The following is a 25,441-nucleotide window of genomic DNA, read 5'->3' on the forward strand; positions in this document are numbered from 1 at the left end:
CCGGTCCCGGACCACCCCGGTCACGCAGCGGGGGCGCGGCCGCGGCCGCGCCCCCGCGTTCCCTCCACAGCACACCCGGCCGCGGGCCCCCGCCGCGGTCACGAGAGGCAGCCATGTCCGGCAACCCGACCACCGCCACCCCGCACGGCAGACCCCGCGGACCGCACCGGTCCCCCGGCACCGGCCGACGCGCCGGGGCCGGGGCGCCGCGCGCCCGCGGCGCCCTCGCCGCCGGCCTCCTGCTCCTGGGGACCGCCGTCCTGCCGGCCCTCGTCGTCCGCGCCGACGCCGCGCATCCGCCCTTCCAGGGGCTGGACGACCGGTGGCTGATATGGATGGGCGGCCCCCACGAAGGGCCTTACCGGGCCGCCGCCACCGCCCTCGACCTGTTCGGCGGCCCGGTCGGGTCCCTCCTCCCGCTCTCCCTGCTGATCCTGCTGCTCGTCCGCAGGCGCTGGGTCTCGGCCGGCTTCCTGCTCGCGGCCGCCCTCGGCGGCAACATGCTGGTCGTCCAGGGCCTCAAGCACCTGGTGGACCGGCCGCGCCCGGCCGACCCGCTGGTCCGCGTCGACCACGGTTCGTTCCCGTCCGGCCACGCCGCCACGGCGGCGCTCCTGGTCGTCGTCCTCGGGGCCCTGCTGGTGCCGGCCGCCCGCCGGCGGGCGTGGTGGATCGGGGGCGCGGTCTTCACTCTGGCCATGATGTGGAGCCGTACCTGGCTGCACGCGCACTGGCTCAGCGACACGGTGGCCGGGGCCGCCGCGGGCGCCGGGGCGGGACTGCTGGCGTGGTGGCTGTTCGGTCCCGCGCTCGCCCGGGAACGTACCCGCGCCCACGACCGCCGGGGGGCGGCCGCGGGCGCGGGTACCGCCTGAGCGAACGGGCGGGCCGTCCGGCACGCACCCCGGCCGGACCGCGCCCGGGCGCCGTCACTGGTAGGGGACGTCGATGCCGGCCGCCCGCAGGTTCGCCTCGACCAGTGCGTTCAGCCGGGCGATGGCCGGCGCCCGGTCCTCGCGGTGGTGGTTGACCAGTCCGTACCGGGAGGCGGTGTCGGACCGGCCGCGGGACCCGGTCGGCATCGCCAGGAGCGCCCGGTCGGCCAGTAGCCTGCCGGTCAGCAGGGATGCCAGCTCCTCGATCCGCGGGTCGTCGGGATCCCAGGACGCCGCGTCCGCGCCGCGCTTGGTCAGCTCGACGTACTCCGGGTCGTCGAGCGAGTGGTGGAGCCGGGTCAGGAAGCTGTCGAAGACCTCCGGGAGCAGCGCCCGGGCCAGCACCAGGGCTTCTCGTTGCGCGGCCACGTAGTCGGGACCGAAGCCGAGATCGGCCAGTCGGTCCAGGGCCGCGCAGGCCCGGTCGGGCAGCAGCGCGCGATCGCCGTCGGTGAGCCGGTGCAGCGTGTCCCGACGGGCGGTCAGGTCCTCGATCCGTTCGGTGAGTCGGCTGCGTACGTCGTCCAGGGCGGCGGCGAACCTCTCCGGATCGGCGTCGAGCAGCTCGACCGTCTCGACCAGCGGCACGCCGGCCGAGGCCAGGGTCCGGACCTGGACCAGCCGGAGCAGGTCGGCCGAGCGGTAGCGCCGATAGCCGGAGCCGTCCCGCTCCGGCTCGGCGACCAGGCCGAGCCGGTGGTAGTGCCGCACGGTCTTGATCGTGACGCCGGCGAACGCGGCCGCCCGACCGATCGTGAGCCCGTCCGCCATCGGTTCCACGCACCTCCTGCTCATGGGATCCCGGGCGATCACCGAAGCGATCACCGAAGCGATCACCGGGCGAGCGTAACTCGCATCGGTCCATGTCCGCGATGGGCGTTGACCTTGACCCTGGGTCAGGGCCGAAGGTCGACGCACGGCCACCTCGAAGGGGTCGTCGACACCGTGAACAAGGGGAATCATGAGGCGAACGAGCGACAGCGGCCTGTCCGGAACCGCACAGCGCAGACTGCGCGAGGTGCTGACACGGCACGTCGAGTCCGGGCGGATCCCCGGGCTCGTCGCCCTGGTCGGCCACGGCGACCGGACGTTCGTCGAAGCGGTCGGGACGATGCGCCACGACGGCGGCCCGGCGATGCGCCGGGACACGATCTTCCGGATGGCGTCCACGTCGAAACCGGTGACCATGGCCGCGGCGATGGTCCTGCTCGACGAGTGCCGACTGCGGCTGGACGACCCGGTGGACCCGTGGTTGCCCGAACTCGCCGACCGGCGGGTGCTGAAGCGGCCCGACGGCCCTCTGGAAGACACCGTTGCGGCCCGTCGGCCGATCACCGTACGGGATCTGCTGACCTCCACGTTCGGGCTCGGAATGGACTTCGACCTGATGGACTCCCCGATCCGGGCCGCGACCTTCGCGCGGACCGACTACAGCGTGGCGTCCGGGCCGGCGCCCGGGCCGGACGAATGGATGCGCCGCCTCGGCGAGCTGCCGCTGTCGTACCAGCCCGGCGAGCGCTGGCAGTAAGACCTCAGCAACGAGGTGGTCGGTGTGCTGGTCACCAGGGTCACGGGCCGGCCGTTGGAGACGTTCCTGCGCGAACGCGTCCTCGATCCGCTGGGGATGAAGGACACCGGCTTCCACGTGCCCGCCGACAGGATCGACCGGCTGCCGCCGCTGTACGGGCCCGATCCGCGGACCGGAGAGTTCCTCGTCTGGGACGAGGCCGCCGGTGGAAGAGCCGCCCGGCCCCCGGCGTTCCAGGGCGCCGGCGGCGGGCTGGTCTCCACCGTCGACGATTACCACGCCTACTTCCGGATGCTGCTGAACCACGGCGTGCACGACGGCGAACGGATCCTGTCCCGGGCCGCCGTCGAGCTGATGACCACCGACCGCCTCACGTCCGAACAGCGGGCCGCCCGGGACCGGATGTACGGGAACATCGCCCCCATGACGGTCGGACAGGGACTGCACGGCGGCTGGGGCTTCGGAATGGCGGTGCGCACCCACCGCAGCGGCTACGCGCCCGTCGGCCAGTTCGGCTGGGACGGCGGTACCGGCACCACCGCCTACGCCGACCCGGAGCATCGGCTCACCGGGATCCTGCTCACCCAGGTCGGGATGTCCACTCCGGACTCCTCGCGGCTCGCGCACGACTTCTGGACCACCCTCTACCAGGCCGTCGAGGACTGACGGAGGCCGGCGGACCAGCAAGTCAGGAAGCCAGGAGGCCAGGAGGCCAGGAGGCCAGGGGCAGCAGGACAGGAGGTCAGGAGGTCAGGCGGTGGACCAGGACCGGCTTCACGGCCGGTACCGGCGCCGCCGTGCCGGTCTCGATCAGCTCGTGCACCGCGTCCGCGATCTGCGCGGGGGACGGCATGTCCAGCCGGACCGTGGTGAGCGCGGGCTGCTGGAGAGTCGAGAGGACGAGGTCGTCACAGCCGACCAGGGCGACCTCGTCCGGCACGGTGATGCCCTCGGCCTGCAGCGCGTGCAGCAGCAGGGCGGCGTACTCGTCGTTGTAGGTGAAGGCGGCGTCCAGGCCGAGGCTTCGCCAGCGCCGGGCGAGCTCGCCCGCGGACTCCCGGGTGTAGGACAGTTCCACCGGGGTGACGGTGGCCGGGTGCCGGGCCGCCACCGACTCGGCGCCCGCGAGGCGGGGTTCGGCGAAGGTCCCGAGGCCGCGTTCCTGGGGCATCACCACGCCGATCCGGGTCCGGCCGCGCGCGATGAGGTGCTCGGCCGCGGTGGCACCGATCCGGGTGTGGTCGAAGCCGACGGTGTGCACCCCCTCGACGGGGTGGGACGCGAAGGCCAGCAGGCCGCGCACCCCCGCGCGGGCCAGTACCTCGGCCGCCCGGGCGGTGAAGCGGTCGCCGTCCAGGGCGACGACGGCCGCCGGGCGCAGTTCGGCCCAGGCCCGGGCGGCGTCGAGGGGGTCGGCGAACCGGCCGGCGTGCAGAACGGCCGTGTAGCCGAAGCGGTCGAGCTCGCTGTGCAGATCGTCGACCCAGTCGCTGACGAGGCGGCCGATCGCGGAGATCGACGAGGGCATCAGGACGAGGTTGCTGCGGCCGGCGCGCAGGGACCGGGCGGCCGCGTGCGGTACGTAGCCGAGCTGCTTGGCCGCGTCGAGCACCCGGGCACGGGTGCCGGCGCTCACCCGGTGGCCCTGGGTGTCGTTCAGGACGAAGGAGACCGTGGCACGTGACACCCCGGCGAGGCGGGCCACGTCGGCGCTGGTGATGGATGCGGGGACGTGCGTGTCTTTGGTCATGACGCCCCTCGACGCTCCTTCTGCTCGGACGACCGGGCATCCGATCGAGCACCGGTACGAGCGGTATGAGCACCGGCACGGGCCCGGTTTCGGTCGGGTGACTCCTTCCTTCTCAGGTTACACGAGTCAAATCAAGGGGGCGGGGGTGTGCAGGAGCCTGGAGGCTCCGGCGAGGTCGCCGAGGGCGGTGACGACCGAGTCGAAGCGCATCGTGGTGCGGTTGCGCGTGTCGTACGGCCGCCACTGCGGCAGGTCGGGGTGGTTGGGGTCGCCGGTGCGGACGAAGGCGATCCAGGCCCGGTGCATGGCGTGGGCCAGGCCGTCGCGGACGGCCGGGGCGAGGCCGGCCAGGAAGGGCGCGTGCGACCACTGGTCGAAGTTGTCGAAGACGAAGGGCAGTTCGAGGCAGTGCGCGGCACCGAGCCGACCCTCGTACGCGGGGGTCGGCAGGTCGAACTGGTAGGCCCACACCGGACTGCCCGTCTCGGCGCGCGCCTCGGCCAGCCGCACCGCCGGCATCCGGAAGAGCTCGTCCGTGATGAGGTCCATCAGGACGTCGGCGGGCCGGGCTCCGGGCCGGGCCCGCTCGTACGCCGCGTACACGCCCGCCGCGGCTTCGCTCCCGAAGGTGTCCGCGATCCGGTCGGTCACCTGCTCCCGGGTGGCGGCGTACCCCTCGTCGAGGGCGAAGCCGAAGTTGGCCTCCTCCCGCGTCCAGCCGATCATGACGTCCACATCGGCAGCGGCCCCGCCCAGCAGGGCCTCGGCGGGGTGGCCGGAGAGGGTGACTCCGTCGATCACGGGCAGGAAGGGCGTCGGCCAGTACCCCCACCGCGCGGTCTGCGCGAACAGCCCGGCGGCCGCTGCGATCAGCTCGGGCCAGGGCAGCGTACGCAGCTCCGCCAGGTCCTTGGCCCCGGCCAGTTCGAGGTAGGCGGCGGTGCGCTCCAGATACGCCTCCGGGCCGGGGAGGTCCAGGCCGAAGGGCGGGCTCTGCAGGATCACCCGCCGGATCAGGCCGTCGGTCTGCGGGTGGCCCGCGAGGGCGGCGGTGGACACCGCGCCGCCGGACTGCCCGGCGACCGTGACGCAGTCCGGATCACCGCCGAAGGAGGCGATGTTCTCCTTCACCCAGCGCAGGGCGGCGAGCTGGTCGGTGAGCCAGAAGTTGCCGCCCTCACCCGCCCCGCCGCCTTCCCCGTCGCCGGGGTAGAGGTAACCCAGCGGACCGATGCGGTAGTTGATGCTCACGACGACGAGGTCGCCGTCGCGTGCGAAGGTCTCGCCGGAGTAGCCGGGCAGCGAGCCGGAGCCGGACACGAAGCCGCCGCCGTGGATCCAGACCAGGACCGGGCGCCGGGCGTCGTCGACGGCAGGTGTCCAGAGGTTGAGGGTCAGGCAGTCATCGTCGAAGGGGGGCGAGCCGTGGCCGCCGAGCACCGGGTCGCCGCCCTCCATGTACAGCTGCGGGGCGCTCGGGCCGTCGGCGGTGGCATCCCGCGTGCCGCTCCAGCCGGCGTGCGGCTGCGCGGGCCTCCAGCGCAGGTCGCCGACGGGCGGGGCGGCGTAGGGAACGGCCCGGAAGACCGTGAGCCCGCTCTCGTTCGCGCCGCGCAGGCGCCCTGCGGGCAGGTCCACCACCGTCCGGTCCTGGCCTGGGGGGTGAGACATGAGCCGTTCCTTCCTGACTGCCGCGCGCTGGGTGCGCGCCGCCGGTCGAGAATATGGCGGAAATTTGCCGAACGTCAACATTGCTCAATATTTTGAGGGTCCGGGATGCACACCTCACAGCCACAGGCTGTTCGAGGCCATCCGCTCCGACTCCGTCTCCAGCAGCGGAGCGAAGGCCCGCCACAGGACGAGGCAGGATCCGGCGCCGACGAGGACGCCGGCGACGGTGTCGCTGAGCCACTGGGCGTGGAGCCAGGTCCGGCTGCCCATCACGGCGAGGACGTACACGACCCCGAACGCCCACCACCAGCGTCGCGCACGCGGCGGGAACAGCACCACCGCGACGGAGACCACCAGCGTCACCGCGCCGAACACCTGCCCGGAGGGGTATGAGCCGTCACTGACCAGCACCCACGGGTGCGGCGGACGCGGCCGGTCGGCCAGCTGCTTGAGGGGCAGGAGCACGACGAGGTTGGCGACGACGGTGACCGTGAAGACGAACAGCCCCGAGCGCCAGCGCCCGTACACGCACAGGCAGCCGATCACCAGCAGCGGCAGGACCGTACCGAGCGGGCCGCCGAGCCGGTCGAGGACGGTGGTGAGGCCACCGAGGCCGTCACCTCCGGCGCCTGGGGACCCCGCGGCGGCGGAATCGTTCACCGAGGCCGCCCAGCGGTCGTCCAGCTCCTGGAAGAAGGGCCGCCGGTCCAGCCGGAGCAGCAGCCCGGCCAGCAGCGGGAGCACGAGGAGGGCGACGCCGAGACCGAGCGCATGACGCGGTGGGGCCGCAGGAAGGTGATGCCGGGGCGGGCGGACCGGCAGGGGCGGCCGGGACGGCGGTACGGAGGAGGGCGAGGGGAACACGGCGGGCCTTTCACGGTCGCCTCCCCGAGCGGTGGGGGCACGCGGAGAGCAGGCACGGGACGGTGGAACGCGAGCGAGGGCGCCCGGGGGCGCACCGTGGAGCGCCACGGGGAACGCCACCGGGGGGACGCGGTCGGCGAACGGCGTCGGGATACGACACCGGGGTGCGGCCGGACGCCGCGGGGAGCCACGGGAAGGCGGCAACGGCGCGCGGCACCCGACGGCGGCGGGGCGGGCGGCAGGCCCGTCGGCGACCGGATCGTCGCGGTGCGGCACGGAGTATTGCCGATGCGTCACGACCACCACAAGAGCAAGAGGGTTTCTCGACACACATGCCGTGCCGGATGGCCGGCGGCCGATGGTTACACGTCATGGCACGCCGACTCCCTCGACGGTCACGATCTGCACAACGACCCGCCGCGGACTCTGGCGGAGCCCGGAAATGGGTGCTACACAGTGTCCACCGCACTTGGTGACACGTGTAACAACATCACGTTACGAACGATGTCCGCCACCGCACGCCCCGACGGCGGCGCCGTCCCGCGCCCGTTCCCGGGCCACCCTCTCCCGCACGCCCCCCCGCATGCCACATCCCGCACGCCACCTCTCGTGCGCCGCCCCTCTCCCTCGCACGCCACCTCCCCGTCCCGTCCCCCGAGGAGTCGTCATGGCCACGCCCGAAGTCGTCGAACCGTCCGTACCCCCGACCGGGGAGCCCGCCCCCCGGCGTGGTCTCCTGTCCCTCCTGCTGGTCGCCAACTCGGCGATGATGGCGCTGTACATGGGCGTCGGCTCCGTCCTGCTGCCCACCCAGGTCGCCGCGATCGCCCCCGACGACAAGGTCGCCGTACTCGGCCTGATCGGCGGCGTCAGCGCGGTCTTCGCCACCGCCTTCAACCCCATCGCCGGCGCCCTCTCCGACCGCAGCGGCCGCCGCAACCCGTGGATCGTGGGCGGCGGCCTGGCCTCGCTCGTCCTCCTCGCGCTCCTCGGCAGCGCGAGCACGGCACTGCTCGTCGGCATCGGCTGGTGCCTGATCCAGGCGACGATGAACGTCTACCAGGCGGCCGTGACCGCGATCGTGCCCGACCGGATCCCAGCGGCCCGCCGGGGCACCGCGTCCGCACTGGTCGGGCTCGGCCTGCCGATCGGCGGTACGGTCGGCGTGCTCATCGCCTCCCGGACCGCGGACCAACTGCGCACCGGCTACCTGGTCCTCGGCGCCGTCGTCGCCGGGTCCGCCCTGCTGCTCAGCGCCTTCTGCCGGGACGTCCCGCGCACCGGGCCCGCCGCCGAGGCGCCCGCCCGGCCCAAGGGCGCCCAACTGGCCGCCTTCCTCTCGGCCCTGGCCAACCACGACTTCCGGTGGGCCTTCATCGGCCGGGCGCTGATGGTCCTCGGCTACTTCTCCGTCGTCGGCTACCAGCTGTACATCCTCGGCGACCACATCACCCTGCCCGACGGGCTGACCCCGCCCGCCGCCATGGCCGTCCTCACCCCGGTCTCGATGGTCGCGATGGCCGTCTCCACCGTGGTGGGCGGTCTGCTGTCCGACCGCTGGAACCGCCGCAAGGTGTTCGTCGGCGTATCGGCGGCCCTCGCGGGGCTCGTCATGGTGGTCCCGGTGATCAGCCCGACCTGGACCGGCATGCTCGTCTTCAGCACGCTCAACGGACTCGCCTTCGGCTGCTTCATGGCCGTCGACACCGCGCTCGTCACCCTGGTCCTGCCGCGTGCCGAGGACGCCGCCCGCGACATGGGCGTCCTCAACATCGCGAACGCCGGGCCGCAGATCATCGCCCCCTTCGTCGCCTCGGCCGTCGTCACCGGCCTGGGCGGATACACCCCGCTCTTCCTCGTCGGCGGGGCCCTCTCGCTGGTCGGCGCGCTCGCCATCCTCCCGATCCGCAGCGTGCGCTGACCCCTCCCCGGGCCCGCCCGTCCGCAGCTCCGGCGGGCGCACGCCGAGGGTCGTGCGCCCGCCGGTCCCCACCCCTGTTCACCCTCGACTCCCTCCCCTCCCCTCCCCTCCCCTCCCAAGGAGCACCTGTGAGACGCAAGCGAGTTCTGCCGCTGGCCGCGCTGCTGCTGTGCACGCCGGCCCTGGCCGGCACGGCCCCGGCGGTCGCCGCGCCGCGGACCGCGCCCGTCGGCCCGTTGCGGATCCTGCTCACGAACGACGACGGCTACAACGCCCCGGGCATCCGCAAGGCCTTCGAGCGGCTGACCGCCGCCGGGCACGACGTGACGATCGTCGCCCCGCTCACCAACCAGAGCGGCACCGGCACGAAGATGATGAGCGCCCCGACGATCACCGTGAAGCACCCCGAGCCGAAGGTCTGGGCCGTCGACGGCACTCCCGGCGACTCCGTCGCCTTCGGGCTGGCCGAGGTGTTCGCGGGCGACGCCCCCGACCTGGTCGTCTCCGGCACCAACTTCGGCCCCAACGTCGCCGGTCTCGCCACGCACTCCGGTACGGTCGGCGGCGCCGTCGCCGCGCTGGAGCACGGCGTACCGGCCATCGCGCTGAGCACCGGGGGCGTCAGCGCGCCCGACCCGGTCACCACGGTCAACGCGATGGGGCCGACCCTCGACTTCGCGGTCAAGCTGATCGACCGGCTGCGGACGCGGGCCCGTTCCGGGCCGCTGCTGCCCGAGGGCGTCGGCCTGAACGTCAACCACCCGGTGGTCGGCGCGGACGGCAGGGGAACGGCCGCGGGCGTTTCCGCGACCTTCCAGGATCCGCAGACCGTGCTCGAGCCGGACTTCACCGACGCGGGCGACGGCACCTGGAAGATGACCGTCAAGGTCGACCTGCGGCCCGCCGCCAAGGGCGGTGACGTGGAGGCCGTGACCGCCGGCCGGATCGCCGTCAGCCCGATGAACGCCGACTGGAACACCGGGCCGGTCGACCGGGCCGTGGCCTCTGCACTGATCGCCGGAATCCGCCCCTGACGGTCCCGGCCGGGGCGGAGCCCGCACCCCGCTGCGCTCCGCCCCGGCCGGACGGGCCCCGGAGCCGCTCCCGGACCCACCCCCGCACGGCATCGGCACGACATCGGCACGCACCGGCGACATTCCAGGAGGACGGATGAAGCGGCCCGGAACACGGCTGCCCTCGGCACGGTCCCTGCTCGGTACGGCACTCTCCCTGGTGGCGCTGCTCGCCTGCGCACCACCCTCGGCGGCCTCGGCGCCGCCGTCCGGCGGATCACCGCACCCGGTGGTCACCGTCACGCAGGGCGCCCTGAGCGGCCGGTCCCGCGACGGCGCGCAGGAGTTCCTCGGCGTCCCCTACGCCGCTCCCCCGGTCGGGGACGCACGGCTGCGGGCCCCCGCGCCCGCGCCCCGGTGGCACGGGGTGCGGGAGGCCACCCGGCAGTCGCCCGCGTGCCTGCAGTTCTCGCCCTTCGGTCTGAGCGATCCGGCGGACGTGAGCGAGGACTGCCTGTACCTGGACGTGTACCGGCCCCGGACCGCCCGTCCCGGTGCCCGGCTCCCGGTGATCGTCTGGATGCACGGGGGTGCGTACAGCCAGGGAACGGGCACCCAGTTCGGCGGACGGACCATGGCCGAACTCACCGGGAGCGTGGTGGTCAGCATCAACTACCGGCTGGGTCAGCTCGGTTACCTCGCGCTGCCCGAGCTCGGCCGGGAGAACGCCCTGCGCTCCGGGTCCTTCGGGCTGATGGACCAGCTCGCGGCGCTGCGCTGGACCCGGGAGAACATCGGCGCGTTCGGCGGGAATCCGGGCAGCGTGACGATCTCCGGGCAGTCGGCGGGCAGCGGTTCCGTCTGCGCGCTGCTCGCCGCCCCGTCGGCCGCCGGCCTGTTCCACCGGGCCGTGCTGCAGAGCGGTCCGTGCACGCTGCTCGGTACGCCGGACAGCGCGGCCGCCGAGGGTGAGGCGCGGTCCTTCGCCGCGCGGGCGGGCTGCACCGCGACCGCCGAGATCGCCGCGTGCCTGCGCGCCGCCGCCGGTACGGCGCTGGTCGAGGCGGCCGCCGCGCTGCCCACGCGGGGTCCGGCCGCCGGTGACGGGCTGCTGCCGGTCGCTCCCGCGCAGGCCATCGGGAGCGGTGCGTGGAACAAGGTGCCGGTGCTGATCGGGAGCACCCGCTCCGAGGCCCGCTTCTTCGTCGCCCTCACCCAGCCGAACCTGACCGCCGAGCAGTACGCGGCGCAGATCCTGGCCGGTCATGGGGCGGCCGGGCCCGAGGTGCTCGCGCGCTATCCGGTCGCCAAGTACGGCTCGCCGTACCTGGCGCTGTCCGCGGTCATGACGGACTCGACCTTCGCGTGCCACACCGCGTGGACGGCACAGCTGTTCGCCGCCCAAGTTCCGACGTACGTCTACGAGTTCGACGACCCGCGGTCGCCGACGCTGGCCGGCGCGCAGGTGCCGGGCCTGGACGAGTCGAACGCACACAGTGCGGAGCTGGCCTATCTGCACGACTTCACCATGGGCGACCGCCCGCTGACGCCCGCGCAGGTCGCTTTCGGGAACCGGATGAAGCGCTACTGGGCGGCGTTCGCCCGCTTCGGCGCCCCTGTGGTGCCGGGCCAGGCCCCGTGGCCGCCGACCGGTGCCGGAGCGGGAGACGGAGCCGCCACGGTGCTCACCCTGGACCCGGCGGCGACGCGGCCGACCACCGCCTTCGGGGCGGAGCACGGTTGCGCGTTCTGGCGGACCCAACCTCCGCGCCCGCTCTGAGGTCCTGCCCCGACCGACCGGTCGGGGCAGTAGAATTGGATCTTCAGGAGAGGGGGGCCGGATGGACCGGAACATACGCACGGTCGAGGACGTACTGAAGCTGCTGGACGGCCTTTTCGCACCGGAGGCCGACCGATGGACGGACGACGGGGCGTCCTGGTGGGACGGTTTCTACGCGGACCGCTCGAAGGCGGTCCCGTTCTTCGTGCCGAAGCCGGACGAGAACCTGGTCTCGTACCTCGACCGGGGCCTGATCGCCCCGGGCCGCGCCCTCGACCTGGGCTGCGGTCCGGGCCGCAACGCGCTGCACCTCGCCTCACTGGGCTTCGAGGTGGATGCCGTCGATCTGTCGCCGACGGCCCTCGCCTGGGGCGAGGAACGGGCCCGTGCGGCGGGGGCCGAGATCAGGTTCCACCGCGGGAACGCCTTCGAGCTGGCGGCGACCACCCTCAGCGGCCCGTACGACCTGATCTACGACTCGGGCTGCTTCCACCACCTGCCGCCCCACCGCCGCATCAGCTACCTCGCCCTCCTCGAACGGTCCCTCGCGCCGGGCGGCCATCTCGCGCTCACCTGTTTCGCGGCCGGGTCGATGGGATCCGAGATCCCCGACGTGGAGTTCTACCGTGAGGCGGGCCTGCAGGGCGGACTCGCCTACACCCCGGAGTCCCTGCGGGCGATCTTCAGCGACCTGACCGAGGTCGAACTGCGCCGCATGCGGGACGAGCCCGCCGAGTCCCCGCTGTTCGGCGAACCCTTCCTCTGGACGGCCCTGCTCCGCCGCCCCACCGGGTCGTAGCCCTACGCGGACGGGGGCCGGGGGCGTCGCTGTGCCCACGGCCGGACCTCCTCCAGTTGTGCCGCGACCCGCAGGAGGGTCACCTCGTCGTCCCGGCGGCCCACCAGTTGCACGGCGAGCGGCAGACCGTCCTCGCCGAGGCCCGCCGGGACGGAGGCGGCCGGGTGCCCCGTCACGTTCCACAGTGCGGTGTAGGCGACCATCGGGCGCGAGCGTGCCAGCGCCGTCAGCAGCCCGGCGCCGTCCAGCGCGCCCACCGGGCGCGGGCGCCCGGCGACGACCGGGGTCAGCAGCAGGTCCATGGTGGTGAACATGCGGTCGGCGCGCTCCGCCAGCCGCTCCCCCGCCCGGATCCCGCGCTCCACGGCGGACTCGGGGACCAGCCGGGCGAGCGTGAGGGTCTGTCGGGTACGCCGTTCCAGCAGGTCGGGACGCTCGACCGCGTCGGCCTCGGCCCGCACGCCACCGCAGAACTGCGCGGCGAACGGGGCCGTCGCGTCGGGGTAGCGGGGGTCGACCTCCCGTACGTCGTGGCCCAGTTCGCGCAGCGCCCGTACGGACTCCAGGACGGCCCCGACGTGTTCCGGATGCGGGCGCACCCCGGGCACGGCCGGCTTGACCGAGTAGCCGATGCGCAGCCGGCCGGGCGGGGTCTCCAGGGCTGCCACCCAACCGGTGGTGGCGGGGCGAGCGCTCCAGCGGTCGGCGGGGGTGGTGCCGGCGAGCACGTCGTAGAGCAGGGCGGCATCGCCCACGCTGCGGGTCAGCGGCCCCACGGTGCCGAGGGCGTACCAGAGGTGCGGGTTCGGGGCGGTGGAGACCCGGCCGCGCTGGGGTTTGAGGCCGAACAGGCCGCAGCAGGCGGCCGGGATGCGGATGGATCCGCCGCCGTCGCCGCCGAGGGCCGCCCCGACCAGCCCGGCCGCGACGGCGGCGGCGCTGCCGCCGCTGGAGCCGCCGGGGGTGCGGGTGGTGTCCCAGGGGTTGCGGGTGTGGCCGTGGGCGGCCGACTCGGTGAAGGGCCACTGGCCGAACTCGGGCATCGTCGTCTTGCCGATGACGACGGCACCGGCGGCGCGCAGGCGGCGTACCGCTTCGGAATCGGCGGTGACGGGGGTCCGGTTGGCGGAGCCTCCGAAGGTGGTGACCTGGCCCGCGACGTCCAGTTCGTCCTTGACGGCGATGGGGACGCCGTGGAGCGGGCCGGCCGGCTCCGCCGCGTCCCGGGCGTCGGCCTCGGCGAGGGCCTGCTCGGCGAGGACGACGCGGAAGGCGCCGAGCACGGCATCGGTCCGGGCGATGCGGCGCAGTGCGGCCTCGACGAGGGCGCGCGAGGTGGTCTTGCCGGTGCGCACCAGCTCGGCCTGGCGCGCGACCCCCTGGAACATCAACTCCGCATCGTCCTGGTCCTGTTGTTCGTGCAGCCGCACGCCGCCCTCGTCCATGGACACCACCCGTCTCCCCTTACCTCTCGGTAACTCCGGTGCAAGGCTGGTGTCCCGAGGCCCGCGCGTCAACCCCGGCACGGGGGTGGCCGGCACCGGACCGGAAGCGGTCCACGAGGCGGTCCACGAGTTCTTCGCATCGATTGCGTCGGCCTCACGCGACTCGGCGATACTCCATGCCGACAGGACGCACGGCGAGCTCGTTCGGAGGGCCCCTACCTGATCGGACGGCGAAGGTGAGATGGAAGCGACAGGCGCGCGGGAAGAATTCAGGTACTCCCTGACCGGCGACGACGACGAGGACACCCCTTGGGGTTTCGCTCACGATTGCACGGGCCTGTTCACGCCGCTCAAGCATGACTACCAGTTGGTCGAGTTGCACGGATGCGCACCGGAGGGAGGGCTGCTGACCGCTGTCGGCCGCATAGGTGGACGTAAAGCCTGTGCCGGTAACGCCTACTTGAACCTGCTCGATGCCGCCGGCGCCACGATGGGCTCCTACTTCGTCGGCGAAGTCACCGTGACAGCTGTCAAACCGTCAGCTCTCGGCGAGGGCCTCTTCGATGTCACGGTCCGGCTCTGGTGCCAGAATGCGCTTCCTGGCTCCGCAGGGGTGTGGGAGCTGATGCGTACCGGGCAGTTGAACCGAAATGGACTGTGGAGATCCATGGGCCCGGCGGGTACTTCGGATGGAACCTCGACGCCTTGGTCGACTGTCTCGGCGGAGGCTGGGGTGCCTCTCCTCCGTTCACGCTGGAATGGCAGCACTCGGAGGTGGCCAGGACACGGCTCGTGAGGAACCGTGCACTGCACCGGGGCACCTCGACGTTCTTCGAGGTTGTTCTCGAGATCTTCGCCGACCGCGGGGTCGAGGTCGTCCTGCAGTGAGGCGGCGACCGCCCGTGGCGCTCCGCACGTCCGGGGGCGAGGCCCTCCGGGTCAGGGGGCCTCGGCCGGACCCGGGTGGCGGCGGGCGCGGATGCGCAGGACCGCAACGGACGTGGCCGTCAGCGCAGCCACCGCGGCCGCCAGTGTCAGGAGCCAGAGCGGGACGCCGCCCACCGTGAGCAGCCGGTCGTGGTAGATCGCCCTGCGGTACGGGGTGTCCTTTGCGGTGGCGCGCAGTTCGTGGTCGGCGTCGATGCGGCTCGGTACGGGGAACCGCTGGTCGATGGCGGTGAGGAAGACGGGCTCGGCGCCCGCCAGTTCGGCGAGCGGGCCGGTTTCGGGGTGGACGACCCCCGCGAAGGTCACCTCCGGTGCGGAGCCGCCGATCGGGGACGCGGGCTCCATGCGGTGGTCGGCGAGGACGTACAGGCCGAGGGACTGCGGTGTCTTCGCCATCCGGGAGAGCCGCATCGGGTAGACCAGCCGGTCGCTGTCGAAGCGGATCCGCAGCGGGTCCAGGTCGCCGCGCAGCGGCTTGCCCCCCGCGCGCGGGGCGAGCCGTACCGCCACGTACTCCCAGTGCTGGTCCACGTACGGCCCGACCTCGGTGGCGAGGCGGTCGGGGAGCTTGAAGCCGTTGCTCTCCAGCCAGTTCTTCAGGGCGTCCGGGTCGGTGGCGGTGAGGCGCGCGACGTCGAAGTCGCCGAGCTGCTCGCGGCCGACGACGCCGACCGGTGGCGCGGCGGCGCCGGGCGCCGGGGCTCCGGCGCCGTCCCGCATGCCCGAGGAGAAGGGCCAGTCGTGGTCGCGCGGCCAGAAGTAGCCGCGGTTCTTGTGTTCGGGCGCGGTGAGCCGGCCCAGTTCGTCGAACATCCTGCCGTCGCCGAGCTCCACCGTGGCCCGGCTCGGTACCGGCATGATCCAGGCGGCCCGGTGGGCGTCCCCGCCGACCGTGAACCGCATGACGATCTGTTCCGTGCGACCGTCCCAGCGCACGACGGAGGCCTCCCGGTCGACTCCGATCCGGGACTGGCCGTCGGGAACCATGGCCCCGCACCCGCACGCGTAGGCGGGGTTGACCAGAGCGCCCAGCTGGGTCGCGAGCAGGGCGAACAGCAGTGCCGCGATTCTTCGTCTCATCCTCACGGGGTCTGTGACGAAGGCTCCTGCGATCCGGTTCCGACCCCCCTCGCCGACCGCCGCGACCTGGCCTCATACTGTGCCCCATGACGGGGAGCGAGAAGCAGCAGCAGGCTCTGCTGCGCCGGTCCGCGGCGCTGCGCAGCCCGCTGGTGCCGGATGCCGTGGTGCTGGAGATCGCGCGGCACGACTGGGAGTCCATCGAGTGCGGCTGCGGCCGCCCGGCGGGCCATCTGGTGGACGCCGTGCGGGATGCGGCCGAGGGGCATCCCTCCGCGTTCCACGCGCTGGAAGGGCACGTCTTCTTCGCGGAGCACCTGAAACCGCCCGCCCCGGCGGTGTGCGGTGTGCTGATGGCCGCGTGGGCCGCGTACCCGCCCCGGCGGGCGACCCGCGAGGCCCTGTTGTGGACCCTGCTGGCCCTGCTGTGCACGGTGGACGACGGCGGCACCCACGAGGCCGGACTGCACGGGCAGTGCGCCGCGTTCATCCGTACGGGTGTCGACGGCTTCCGCCGTGAGATCGCCGCCGACCCCGGCTCCGGGAGCGCCGCCTACGCGGAGGCCATCCTGGACATCCTCGGTCTGCCCGCCTGAATCCGCAGGTCAGCCGGCCGTCGTCAGGCAGCGCCGCAGCCGTGCCACGGTGACCTCTTCCAGGGACTCGGCAAAGGTCCGCGGCGGTGATGCCGGGACCGCCAGCAGGGACGGGACCACCAGTACCGCGCAGCCGGCTGCCTCCGCGGAAGCGGCGCCGTCCGGCGAGTCCTCCACCGCGACGCAGGCCCCGGGTGCGAGGCCGAGGCGCGCGGCGGCCGACCGGTAGGGGTCCGGGTGCGGCTTCGTGCGGGCGGTGTCGTCGGCGGACAGGGTGAAGGCGAAGGGCACATGGGCCAGGGAGCCCCCGACCACCGAGTCGACGACCACCCGCGGTGACGCGCTGACCAGGGCGAAGGGCACGCCCTCCGCCTCCAGTGCGGTCAGCAGCCGCTGGGCGCCGGGCCGCATCGGCGCCCCGGCCTCCACCCCGCGGAAGAAGGTCTCGGTGAGCGCCGCCGCCACGTCGGCCGGGTCCCCTCCGCCGGAGACCCGTACGAGGTGGGCGGCGGTGTCCTCCACCGCCCGGCCGACGACCTCCGGCGCGTCGGCGTCGGTGAGCCGGTGGCCGAGGGCGCCGGCTATCTCCTCGGTGGTGCGCCACCACAGCACCTCGGTGTCGACGAGGGTGCCGTCCATGTCGAACAGGACCGCGGCGAGGGTGCTCACGCGGACCCGGCCACGACGAGCACCGGCCGCTCGGCCAGCCCCACGGCGGCGCGCGCTCCCGGCACCAGGGCTCCGGCGTCCCGCGAGGCCAGGTCCGCCTTGACGCCCACCCCGCCCGGCAGTTCCAGGTGGAGCCGGGTCACGGAGCCGAGGAAGGAGGCGGAGGTCACGGTGGCCGTGCCCTCGGCGTCGGCGGTGACGGTGACGTTCTCGGGCCGTACGAGGACCTGCACCTGCGGCGTCGTGGGCACCGGGCCGTCGACGGGCAGGCGCGCTCCCGCCACCTCCACCAGTCCGGAGTCGGTGAGCCGGCCGGGCAGCCGGTTCATGGTGCCGACGAACTCGGCGACGAAGGGGGTGGCCGGGCGGTCGTACAGCTCGGCCGGGGCGGCGCACTGCTCCAGCTTCCCGGCGTTCAGGACGGCGACCCGGTCGGCCATCGACAGGGCTTCCTCCTGGTCGTGGGTGACGAAGACGGTGGTGATGCCGAGGGAGAGCTGCAGGCGCCGGATCTCCTCGCGCAGGTTCGCCCGGACCTTGGCGTCGAGCGCGGAGAGCGGCTCGTCGAGCAGCAGTACGCGCGGGCGCAGGGCGAGGGCGCGGGCGAGTGCGACGCGCTGCTGCTGTCCGCCGGACATCTGGTGCGGGTAGCGGTCGCCGTGGTCGGGCAGGCCGACCAGGTCGAGGAGTTCGGCGGCGCGTTCGCGGCGCTCGGCCGCGCCGACCCCCCGCACCCGCAGGCCGAAGGCGACGTTGTCGCGGGCGCTCAGGTTCGGGAAGAGGCTGTAGGACTGGAAGACCATGCCGGCGTCGCGGCGGTTGGCCGGGATCCGGGTGATGTCCTGTCCGTCGACGAGGACCTCGCCGGAGTCGGGCTGTTCGAAGCCGGCGACGACGCGCAGGGCGGTGGTCTTCCCGCAGCCGGACGGGCCGAGCAGGGCGAGGAGTTCACCGGGTTCGACGGTGAGGTCGAGCCCGTCGAGGGCGACGGTGGACCCGAACGCCCGGCGCAGGCCGCGGAACTCGACGCGCGCGCCCGCGGGCCGGTCGGGATCCGCCGGCTTCCTGGCCGCGGGCAGGGTGGTGGGCGTGGTGGACATGGACTCAGGACTCCTTGCGGGAGGTGGTGGCGGGTGCGGCCGCGCCGGTGGAAGGGGCGGTCCCGGCCCGGGAGAGGGCGATCAGCAGCAGCCAGGTGATCAGGAGGCTGAGGATGGAGACGGCCACCGACATCCGGGCCTGTGCCCCGGAGATCGAGACGATCCACACCGCGAAGGGCTGGAACCCGAGGAGGGAGGCGATGGTGAACTCACCGAGGACCAGGGCCAGGGTGAGGAAGGCGGCGCCGGCGAGCGAGGCCCGCAGGTTCGGCAGCAGCACGCGCAGGACGACGTACGGCCAGCTCGCGCCGCAGTTGCGGGCTGCCTCGACCAGAGTCGGTACGTCGACGGCGCGCAGTCCAGCGTCGAGCGAGCGGTAGACGAAGGGGAGCGCCAGGACCGTGTAGGCGAGGACCAGAACGACGGGGAAGTCCTCGTTCTGGACGGCGATGAAGGTCTGGTAGAGCGGGGTCCGCGACAGGTGCTCCGGGCCCCAGCGCAGCACGGTGGTGATACCGGTGACCAGCGCGATCGGCGGCACCACCAGCGGCAGCATGCACATGACCTCGACGACCGGGCGCAGCCGCGGGGAGCCGATGCGTACGGCCACCAGCGCGGGCACGGCGAGCAGCAGCGACAGTGCGATGGTCGCGGCGGCGAGGCCGAGGGAGAGCAGCAGGCTCTCGGTGAAGCCGTCCGCGGAGAGCAGCTCGGTGTACGCCTCGAAGGTGACGCCCTGGCCGGGCACGTGCACGGTGAAGACGAACGAGGCGACGAGCGGGACGAGGAAGTAGGCGCCGGCGAGGACCAGGACGGCTCCGCGCCAGATCCTGGGGCGGGGCCGGCGGGCCGGGGTCCGCGCCGGGGCCCCGGTCTGCGGTTCCCCGGTGTCCCGGGCGCCGTCGGAGTACCCGGTGGTCGGGGTGGTGGGGGTCAGCGCAGCCATCGGGCGCTCCGTCGCTGGAGGGGCAGGTAGACGGCCATGACCAGGCCGGCGATCAGGATCATGTCGAGGCCGAGGGCGAGCGCCACGTTCTCCTGGCCGGTGAGCACGTTCCCGGACAGCGCGTCCGCGATCTTGAGCGTGACCAGCGGGACGGAGCCGCCGACGAGGGCCGCGGCCGTGGCGTGGGCGGCGAAGGCGGTCCCGAAGAGCAGCACGAACCCGCCGAGCAGGGAGGGCGCGAGCACGGGCAGGCCGACGTGGCGCCAGAACTGCCATCCGGTGGCTCCGCTGCTCTGGGCGGCCTCGCGCCACTGCGGGCGCAGTCCGTCCAGTGCCGGGGCGATCACCAGCACCATCAGGGGAATCAGGAAGTACAGGTAGACGACGGTGAGGCCGGTGAAGGAGTACAGGTTCCAGCCGAGGGCGGTGAGGTCGGCGAGCCGGGTGACGACTCCGGAGATCCCGACGGTGGCGATGAAGGCGAACGCCAGCGGTACGCCGCCGAAGTTGGCGAGCACCCCGGAGGCGGTCAGCGCGGCGCTGCGCAGGCCCGGGGAGCGGGAGCTGACCACGGCCTGGGCGATCACCACGCCCAGGACTCCGCCGACGAGTGCGGTGAGGGCGGAGAGCTGGACGCTGCCGATGAGGGAGTCGAGGTAGGGGCCCTGGAGGGAGCGCGCGAGGTGCTCACCGGTCACCCGGGTGGCGCCGCCTGCCGGGTCGGTGCGGGTGACCGCGCCGTAGGCCATGGCACCGAGGGGGATGCCGAAGCAGAGCCCGGTGAAGGTGAGCAGCGGGAGGGTCGCGAGCCAGGTGCGCGGGCCGCGCCGCCGGCGGCGGGTGCCGTCGGCGGCGCGGGGGTCGGTGGTGGAGGACATCAGGAGAGGGCCTTGTCCCACTTCTCGGCGAGGGTGGCCTTGGCCTTGTCGAGCTCTTCGGAGGCGGGGAAGGCCGGGGTGCCCTGGACCTGCGGGAGCTTGGCGACGGCGGCCTTGTCGGCGGTGCCGTCCTGGGTCATGCCGGGGAGCAGGACCGGGCGGGCGTATCCCTTGAGCCAGAGGTTCTGGCCCTCGGCGCTGTAGAGGAACTCCAGCCACAGGCGGGCGGCCGCCGGGTTGGGGGCCTCCTTGTTGATGGCCTGCGAGTAGTACTGGGCGTAGACGCCGTCGGTGGGGACGGCGACCTTCCAGTCGACGCCCTTGCCCTTGAACTGGTCGGCGTAGCCGGCGTTCAGGTAGTCCCAGTCGATGGAGATGGGCGTTTCGCCCTTCTCGACGGTGGCCGGGGTGGACTCGACCGGGATGAAGTTCCCGCTCTTCTTCAGCTGGCCGAAGAAGTCGATGCCGGGCTGGATGTCGGCGAAGGAGCCCTTGTTGGCGAGGGCGGCCGCGTAGACGCCGCCGAAGGCCGAGCCGGACTTGGTGGGGTTGCCGTTGAGCGCGACCTTGCCCTTGTACTCGGGCTTGAGGAGATCGGCGAAGGTCTGCGGGCAGGTGGGGATACGGGCGGCGTCGCAGCCGATGGAGACGTAGCCGCCGTAGTCGTTGGTCCAGCGGCCGTCGGCGTCCTTCTGGGCGGCGGGGATCTTGTCCCAGCCGGCGACCTTGTACGGGGCGAAGAGGTTCTCGGCCGCGCCGCTGCGGGCGAAGGCGATACCGAGGTCCAGGACGTCGGGGGCGCGCTTCTGGCCCTTGCGGGACTTGACGGCGGCGATCTCGTCGGAGCTGGAGGCGTCCGGGTTCTCGCTGTTCACCTTGATCTTGTACTTGGCCTCGAAGGCCTTGATGATCTCGCCGTAGTTCGCCCAGTCCGGCGGCAGCGCGATCACGTTGAGCTCGCCCTCCTTCTGCGCGGCGGCGGCGAGGGCCTCCAAGGAGCCGAAGTCGGCGACCGAGGTCGCGGCGCCCGGCTGCACGCCGTTCTTGGCGCCGTCGGCGCCGCCGGACTTCTGGTCGGGGGCGGCACCGCAGGCGCTGAGCGTGGTGAGTACGGCGGCGCTGAGCAGAACGGCCGCACCGCGACGGGCGGAGGAACTGAGCACGGTCTCTCCCGGAGACGAAGGTGGGTTCACTTGTCTGAACAAGTTGGCTCCAGTTCGCCCGGGCCCGCTGTACGGACGGTGAACGCCGCCTGTCGCCCGGAGCACGTCTCGACGAAGAGAGAAGAATGACCGGAAGAAGCCGTGACAGAACCTGTTGGAATGATCATGGGATACGTGTGCACAGCGATTCCGGTACGGCACCGCCGGACCACGGCGAGCAGGGGGCGAAGGGCATGAGCACGAGCGCGGGCACGGCCAGGTACGCGGAGATCGCCGAGGCGCTGCGCCGGGAGATCCTCTCGGGCGAACTCCCGGTGGGGGCGCACCTGCCCTCGGAGAGCGACCTGGCTGCACGCTGGTCCGCATCGCGCGGGACCGTCCGCCAGGCGGTCGCCACCCTCGCCGCGGAGGGGCTGATCGGCTCCCGCCAGGGCGCGCGGCGCATCGTCCTGCGCCGGGAGCGCCGGCACAGCTTCGGCGAGCTCAACAGCTTCGCCCAGTGGGCCGAGGGGCTCGGGCACCGGGCCGCCAGCCGCTTCCTGTCGCGCACCCGCAGGCCCGCCACGGCCGAGGAGACGGACCGGCTCGCGCTGGCCCCCGGTACGGAGATCCTGGCCGTACTGCGGCTGCGGCTGCTCGACGGGGAGCCCACCATGGTGGAGCGCACCGCCTACGCCGACTGGGTCGCGGCGGCCGTCGAGGCGCTGCCGGTGGACTGCCGTTCCGTCATGGACAGCCTGGCCGAGGGTTCGGGGGTGGTCGCCCACTACGGTGAGCACCTCATCGACGCGCTTCCGGCCGGCAGCGAGGACGCCCGGCTGCTGGAGATCCGGCGCGGCAGCCCGCTGCTGCGCCAGCGGCATGTCTCCGCGACCGCCACCGGCCGCCCGATCGAGTGGTCCGACGACCGCTACCGGGCCGGCAGCGTGACCTTCAGTGTGAGCAACTCTTCGGTAGCAACTCCCTTGGAGCGGCGCGTCGGAGACCACTGACCGCGTCAGCCGGCGGCCCGCGGGGTCTCGGTGATCGCCCCGGGCAGCCAGTCGGCGACGTGCCCGAAGCCGAAGCCGAGAGCCGAGGCCCGGCCGTTGTCCATGGCGTAGGCACGGTCGAAGGAGAAGGGCGAGGCGGCGGCGCCCGCCCCCACCACCCGGTACCGCGGGACCCGTCCGACCTGCGCCGCGACCGCCTCGCAGAGCGCGAGCACGTCGGGCGCGCCGTGGGAGGCCGCGTTGACGGGCCCGGTGAAGGTCCGCTCCGCCGTCCAGTACAGGAATTCGGCCATCTCGTGGTGGTGGATGAACGAGGTGGCGTACGGGGCCTCGTGGACGTCGACCGGGGTCCCGGCGCCGATCCGGTCCACGTAGTGCGCGAGCCGCCCGGTGAACTCCGCCGGGCCGCCGCCGAGGACGTGCGCGGCCCGCACGCTGACGTACGGGAAGGCCGGGTCCCGCAGGAAGACGGCCTCCGCCTGCCGCTTCCCCTCGGCGTAGACGTACGCGGGCCAGGGCCCGGGTCCGCGGCCCGCGGCACCCGCGAGCGGCAGCCGCACGGGATCGAGCGACGCCTCGGTGACGGGGGCGGAGGCGGGGGCGGGGGCGGGGGCGGGGGCGACGGAGCCGACGGGACCGGCGGGGAGCGTGGCCGGGTCGTAGACCTCCATGGTCGAGGTCATGACGTAGCGCCCGGTCCGCCCGGCGAACACCCTTCGGGCGACGGCGGCCTGGAGCGGTGTGTAGCAGACCTGGTCCACGACCACGTCGAACTCGCGCGGGCCCAGAGCCGCCCGCAGCGCCTCCTCGTCGTCGCGGTCGGCGACCAGACGGTCCACGCCGTGCGGTGGTGCGCCGGAGCCCCGGTTGAGGACGGTGACCTCGTCGCCCGCCTCGCGCGCCCGGGTGACCAGGGTCTTTCCGAAGTACCGGCTGCCGCCGATGACAAGAATTCGCTTCATGCGCCCGACTGTGCCGCTGTATCGTCCCCCAGCGGAACCGACCAGCTACTGAACGCATCGTAAGGAAAACTGATGATCGATGTGCACCGGCTGCGCGTCCTGCGGGCGGTGGCCGAGCACGGCAGTTTCAACCGGGCCGCCGGCGCCCTGCTGTTGACCCCGTCGGCCGTCTCGCAGCACATCGCGGCGCTGGAGCGCGCGGTCGGCCACCCCGTGGCGGTGCGCAGCACGCGCGGGGTCACCCTCACGGAACCCGGCAGGCTGCTGGTGGAGGCCGCCGAGTCGATCTCCGCCGAGCTGGACCAGGTCCGCCACGCGATCGACCGGCTCACGGCGGAGCGGCCGCGCCTCACCGTCGCCACCTTCACCAGCGGGGGCCGGCATCTGCTGCCCTCGGCGCTGCCCCGGTTCGTGGCGGCGCATCCGGAGGTGGAGCTGACCGTGCTGGAGAGCGAGCCGGAGGCCGCTGCGGCGATGGTGCGCACCGGAGCCGCCGATCTCGCGCTGGCCTACCACTTCGACGGGCCGCCGCCCGTGCGCGCGGGTGAGCGCCCGGGGCTCGACTGGGTTCCGCTGATGGAGGATCCGCTGTGGCTGGTGCTGCCGCCGGGTCACCGCCTCGCGGACCGGCCGTCGGTTGACCTGGCCGACCTGGGCGCCGACCGCTGGGTTCTGGGCTGCCTCAGGACGGAGGCCTACCTGCGCCGGTACGCGGAACTCGCCGGCTTCGACCTGCGGGTGGCGGCCTCCACCACCGACTACTTCTTCGCGCAGACCCTGGTCGCGGCCGGGGTCGGGGTCTCCCTGATCCCGGACGTCTCGCTCGCCACGACCGGGGAGTCGATCGCGGTCCGCGTCGAACCCCCGCGGCCCGCCCGGCACATCGGGCTCGTCCTCCCCCGACGGCGTCCCCCGCACCCCCATACCCAGGCGCTGGCAGCCGCCCTGACCGCTGCCGCCACCTCCGCCGCCCCGACCCGCACACCGACCGGAGAGCGCCCTTGAACCACCTCCTGTGCGGACTGGCCGCCAATCCGGCACTGCCGCCGGAACTCGTCGACCGACTGCTGACACGCGCACTGAAGGAGGCGGGCACGGAGCCCGGCACCGACCGGGACTACGCCGACGAACTGCTCCACGACCTGACCGACCGCACCGATCTGCGCCGCGACCAGGTGCTGGCGCTCGCCGCGTACGCGAGGAGCACCGCCGTGCCCCTCGCCTACCGCGGGATGCTCACCGCCGCCGACGTGGATCCCCTGTGCTGGCCGTACGCGGCCATCGCCCTGATCGACGAGGGCCGCGGGCACCCCGAGTGGCCCGGCCTCCTCGCGGCGCACCCGGACTCCGAGATCCGCTGGAAGCTGGCCTCCTGCCCAGGCCTGCCGCCCGACGCGGTGGACCTGCTCGCCGCCGACCCGGACGTGGAGGTCGTGCAGGAACTGGCCCTCTGGACGGACTCACCCGTGACCGCCCGCCTCGCCCTCCACCCGGATCCCGAGGTCCGCCTCGCGGTATCGGCCAACCCGTCCACCCCGCTCGAAGCCGTCCTCGCCCTGGCCGAGGACCCCGAACTGACCCTGGGATGGGCGCTGCACGAGCGCCCCGATCTGCCGCAGGCGCTCTACGCCCGGCTCGTCGCCGAGGCGCATCCCGGTCTCCGTGCCACGTACGCGAGCAACCCCGGGATCGGCCAGGAGCTGATCCGCCTCCTGGCCGCAGATCCGGAGATCCAGGTACGGCGCGCCGTCGCGGAGCATCCGCACGTACCGCTCGACCTGCTGGCCGAGCTCGTCGTCGGCGACCGGGCGGCGTGGGATCCGCTGCCGCGGATCGCCGCCGCCACACCCGCCGAACTCGCCGAGCTGGCCGGCTCCCGCCACGCGGCCGTACGGATGCTCGTGGCGCAGCGGCGCGACCTGCCCCCGCAGCTGCGCGACGCGCTGGCAGTCGATCCGGACGCGTCCGTGGTCAGGGCCGTCGCACGGCACCCCGGTCTGTCCGAGGAACTGCTGCGCGCCATGGTCGCGCGGCACGGCGTGCAGGTCCTCGCCGCGGTGGCCGCCAACCCGGACGCGTCCGGTCCGCTGCTGGAGCACCTGACGCAGCACCGACCGGGTGTGCGCAAGGTGCTCAAGGAGGTCGCCAAGCATCCTCGCGCGACCGGCCCGGCCCTGCTCGCCTGCCTGGGGGACCGTACGTCCCGGCCGCTGGCCGCCGCCCACCCGGCGCTGCCGCCCGAGGCCATCACCGGGCTGCTCGCCGACGAGGACCACCGGGTGGCGAGGGAGGCGGCGGGCAACCCCTCGCTCCCGCGATCCGTGATGGTGGAGCTGGTGCCCTGACAGCGACGTGACGACCCCGGTCCCGGGCACCGGCCCGGGCCGGGCCGGGCCGGGGG

Annotated in this window: 21 protein-coding genes and 2 pseudogenes; 11 read left to right on the forward strand and 12 right to left on the reverse strand. The window is 73.5% G+C overall.

Features of this window, described 5'->3' with window-relative positions; genetic code table 11:
* Positions 1 to 113 precede the first annotated feature (113 nt).
* Positions 114 to 875, forward strand: a complete 762-nt coding sequence (locus ACXNSR_RS04085) for a phosphatase PAP2 family protein (RefSeq protein WP_458640764.1) — start codon at positions 114 to 116, stop codon at positions 873 to 875.
* A gap of 54 nt (positions 876 to 929) precedes the next feature.
* Here ACXNSR_RS04085 and ACXNSR_RS04090 read toward each other — a convergent pair whose 3' ends face one another.
* Positions 930 to 1,772, reverse strand: a complete 843-nt coding sequence (locus ACXNSR_RS04090) for a MerR family transcriptional regulator (RefSeq protein WP_458640765.1) — start codon at positions 1,770 to 1,772, stop codon at positions 930 to 932.
* Between the two features lie 124 nt (positions 1,773 to 1,896).
* Here ACXNSR_RS04090 and ACXNSR_RS04095 point away from each other — a divergent pair.
* Positions 1,897 to 3,129: pseudogene (locus tag ACXNSR_RS04095) on the forward strand (serine hydrolase domain-containing protein).
* Between the two features lie 76 nt (positions 3,130 to 3,205).
* Here the strand turns inward: ACXNSR_RS04095 and ACXNSR_RS04100 are convergent.
* From ACXNSR_RS04100 to ACXNSR_RS04110, 3 genes are all read right to left on the reverse strand, one after another.
* The gene (locus ACXNSR_RS04100; RefSeq protein WP_458640766.1) at positions 3,206 to 4,213 is read right to left on the reverse strand and encodes a LacI family DNA-binding transcriptional regulator; all 1,008 of its coding nucleotides are present in this window, start codon (positions 4,211 to 4,213) and stop codon (positions 3,206 to 3,208) included.
* A 126-nt stretch (positions 4,214 to 4,339) separates the two neighbouring features.
* Positions 4,340 to 5,884 carry a carboxylesterase/lipase family protein gene (locus ACXNSR_RS04105; protein ID WP_458640767.1) on the reverse strand — a complete coding sequence of 515 codons (1,545 nt, stop codon included), beginning with the start codon at positions 5,882 to 5,884 and terminating at the stop codon, positions 4,340 to 4,342.
* A 114-nt stretch (positions 5,885 to 5,998) separates the two neighbouring features.
* Entirely contained in the window at positions 5,999 to 6,748 is a 750-nt protein-coding gene (locus ACXNSR_RS04110; RefSeq protein WP_458640768.1) for a phosphatase PAP2 family protein, read from the reverse strand.
* A gap of 667 nt (positions 6,749 to 7,415) precedes the next feature.
* Here ACXNSR_RS04110 and ACXNSR_RS04115 point away from each other — a divergent pair.
* From ACXNSR_RS04115 to ACXNSR_RS04130, 4 genes are all read left to right on the forward strand, one after another.
* Positions 7,416 to 8,669 carry an MFS transporter gene (locus ACXNSR_RS04115; RefSeq protein ID WP_458640769.1) on the forward strand — a complete coding sequence of 418 codons (1,254 nt, stop codon included), beginning with the start codon at positions 7,416 to 7,418 and terminating at the stop codon, positions 8,667 to 8,669.
* 128 nt (positions 8,670 to 8,797) lie between these two features.
* The gene (surE, locus tag ACXNSR_RS04120) at positions 8,798 to 9,703 is read left to right on the forward strand and encodes a 5'/3'-nucleotidase SurE (RefSeq protein WP_458640770.1); all 906 of its coding nucleotides are present in this window, start codon (positions 8,798 to 8,800) and stop codon (positions 9,701 to 9,703) included.
* 136 nt (positions 9,704 to 9,839) lie between these two features.
* Positions 9,840 to 11,462 carry a carboxylesterase/lipase family protein gene (locus tag ACXNSR_RS04125; protein ID WP_458640771.1) on the forward strand — a complete coding sequence of 541 codons (1,623 nt, stop codon included), beginning with the start codon at positions 9,840 to 9,842 and terminating at the stop codon, positions 11,460 to 11,462.
* 61 nt (positions 11,463 to 11,523) lie between these two features.
* Positions 11,524 to 12,261 (forward strand): class I SAM-dependent methyltransferase, encoded by a 738-nt coding sequence (locus ACXNSR_RS04130; protein WP_458640772.1) that lies wholly within the window; start codon positions 11,524 to 11,526, stop codon positions 12,259 to 12,261.
* A gap of 2 nt (positions 12,262 to 12,263) precedes the next feature.
* On the opposite strand, the gene ACXNSR_RS04135 is transcribed toward ACXNSR_RS04130, so the two are convergent.
* On the reverse strand, positions 12,264 to 13,706 hold the full coding sequence (locus ACXNSR_RS04135) for an amidase (RefSeq protein ID WP_458643559.1): 1,443 nt from the start codon (positions 13,704 to 13,706) through the stop codon (positions 12,264 to 12,266).
* A gap of 657 nt (positions 13,707 to 14,363) precedes the next feature.
* Here ACXNSR_RS04135 and ACXNSR_RS04140 point away from each other — a divergent pair.
* Positions 14,364 to 14,444 (forward strand): annotated as a pseudogene (locus tag ACXNSR_RS04140) (barstar family protein); the annotation flags it as partial.
* 201 nt (positions 14,445 to 14,645) lie between these two features.
* On the opposite strand, the gene ACXNSR_RS04145 reads toward ACXNSR_RS04140, so the two are convergent.
* Positions 14,646 to 15,734, reverse strand: coding sequence for a DUF2330 domain-containing protein (locus ACXNSR_RS04145; protein ID WP_458640773.1), 1,089 nt, complete (start codon positions 15,732 to 15,734; stop codon positions 14,646 to 14,648).
* 86 nt (positions 15,735 to 15,820) lie between these two features.
* Between ACXNSR_RS04145 and ACXNSR_RS04150 the strand changes: the two genes are divergently transcribed.
* The gene (locus tag ACXNSR_RS04150; RefSeq protein WP_458640774.1) at positions 15,821 to 16,330 is read left to right on the forward strand and encodes a hypothetical protein; all 510 of its coding nucleotides are present in this window, start codon (positions 15,821 to 15,823) and stop codon (positions 16,328 to 16,330) included.
* Between the two features lie 9 nt (positions 16,331 to 16,339).
* Here ACXNSR_RS04150 and ACXNSR_RS04155 read toward each other — a convergent pair whose 3' ends face one another.
* The 5 genes from ACXNSR_RS04155 to ACXNSR_RS04175 are packed head-to-tail and all read right to left on the reverse strand — an operon-like array spanning position 16,340 to position 21,086.
* Positions 16,340 to 16,969 (reverse strand): HAD family hydrolase, encoded by a 630-nt coding sequence (locus ACXNSR_RS04155; protein ID WP_458643560.1) that lies wholly within the window; start codon positions 16,967 to 16,969, stop codon positions 16,340 to 16,342.
* 26 nt (positions 16,970 to 16,995) lie between these two features.
* Positions 16,996 to 18,099 carry an ABC transporter ATP-binding protein gene (locus ACXNSR_RS04160; RefSeq protein ID WP_458640775.1) on the reverse strand — a complete coding sequence of 368 codons (1,104 nt, stop codon included), beginning with the start codon at positions 18,097 to 18,099 and terminating at the stop codon, positions 16,996 to 16,998.
* 4 nt (positions 18,100 to 18,103) lie between these two features.
* On the reverse strand, positions 18,104 to 19,045 hold the full coding sequence (locus ACXNSR_RS04165) for an ABC transporter permease (RefSeq protein WP_458640776.1): 942 nt from the start codon (positions 19,043 to 19,045) through the stop codon (positions 18,104 to 18,106).
* A complete protein-coding gene (locus tag ACXNSR_RS04170; protein WP_458640777.1) occupies positions 19,033 to 19,923 on the reverse strand; it encodes an ABC transporter permease in 891 nt (296 codons plus the stop codon). The genes ACXNSR_RS04165 and ACXNSR_RS04170 overlap by 13 nt, the downstream gene beginning before the upstream one ends.
* Positions 19,923 to 21,086 (reverse strand): ABC transporter substrate-binding protein, encoded by a 1,164-nt coding sequence (locus ACXNSR_RS04175; protein ID WP_458640778.1) that lies wholly within the window; start codon positions 21,084 to 21,086, stop codon positions 19,923 to 19,925. The genes ACXNSR_RS04170 and ACXNSR_RS04175 overlap by 1 nt, the downstream gene beginning before the upstream one ends.
* Before the next feature lie 233 nt (positions 21,087 to 21,319).
* On the opposite strand from ACXNSR_RS04175, the gene ACXNSR_RS04180 reads away from it, so the two are divergent.
* Positions 21,320 to 22,078, forward strand: a complete 759-nt coding sequence (locus tag ACXNSR_RS04180; protein WP_458640779.1) for a GntR family transcriptional regulator — start codon at positions 21,320 to 21,322, stop codon at positions 22,076 to 22,078.
* A gap of 5 nt (positions 22,079 to 22,083) precedes the next feature.
* On the opposite strand, the gene ACXNSR_RS04185 is transcribed toward ACXNSR_RS04180, so the two are convergent.
* Positions 22,084 to 23,040, reverse strand: a complete 957-nt coding sequence (locus tag ACXNSR_RS04185; protein ID WP_458640780.1) for an NAD-dependent epimerase/dehydratase family protein — start codon at positions 23,038 to 23,040, stop codon at positions 22,084 to 22,086.
* Positions 23,041 to 23,112: 72 nt separating this feature from the next.
* Between ACXNSR_RS04185 and ACXNSR_RS04190 the strand changes: the two genes are divergently transcribed.
* Together ACXNSR_RS04190 and ACXNSR_RS04195 are read left to right on the forward strand one after the other, a co-directional pair.
* The gene (locus ACXNSR_RS04190; protein ID WP_458640781.1) at positions 23,113 to 24,045 is read left to right on the forward strand and encodes a LysR family transcriptional regulator; all 933 of its coding nucleotides are present in this window, start codon (positions 23,113 to 23,115) and stop codon (positions 24,043 to 24,045) included.
* Entirely contained in the window at positions 24,042 to 25,385 is a 1,344-nt protein-coding gene (locus tag ACXNSR_RS04195) for a hypothetical protein (protein WP_458640782.1), read from the forward strand. The genes ACXNSR_RS04190 and ACXNSR_RS04195 overlap by 4 nt, the downstream gene beginning before the upstream one ends.
* The last annotated feature ends 56 nt before the right edge of the window (positions 25,386 to 25,441 follow it).

The sequence above is a fragment of the Streptomyces sp. NC-S4 genome, assembly GCF_054353315.1.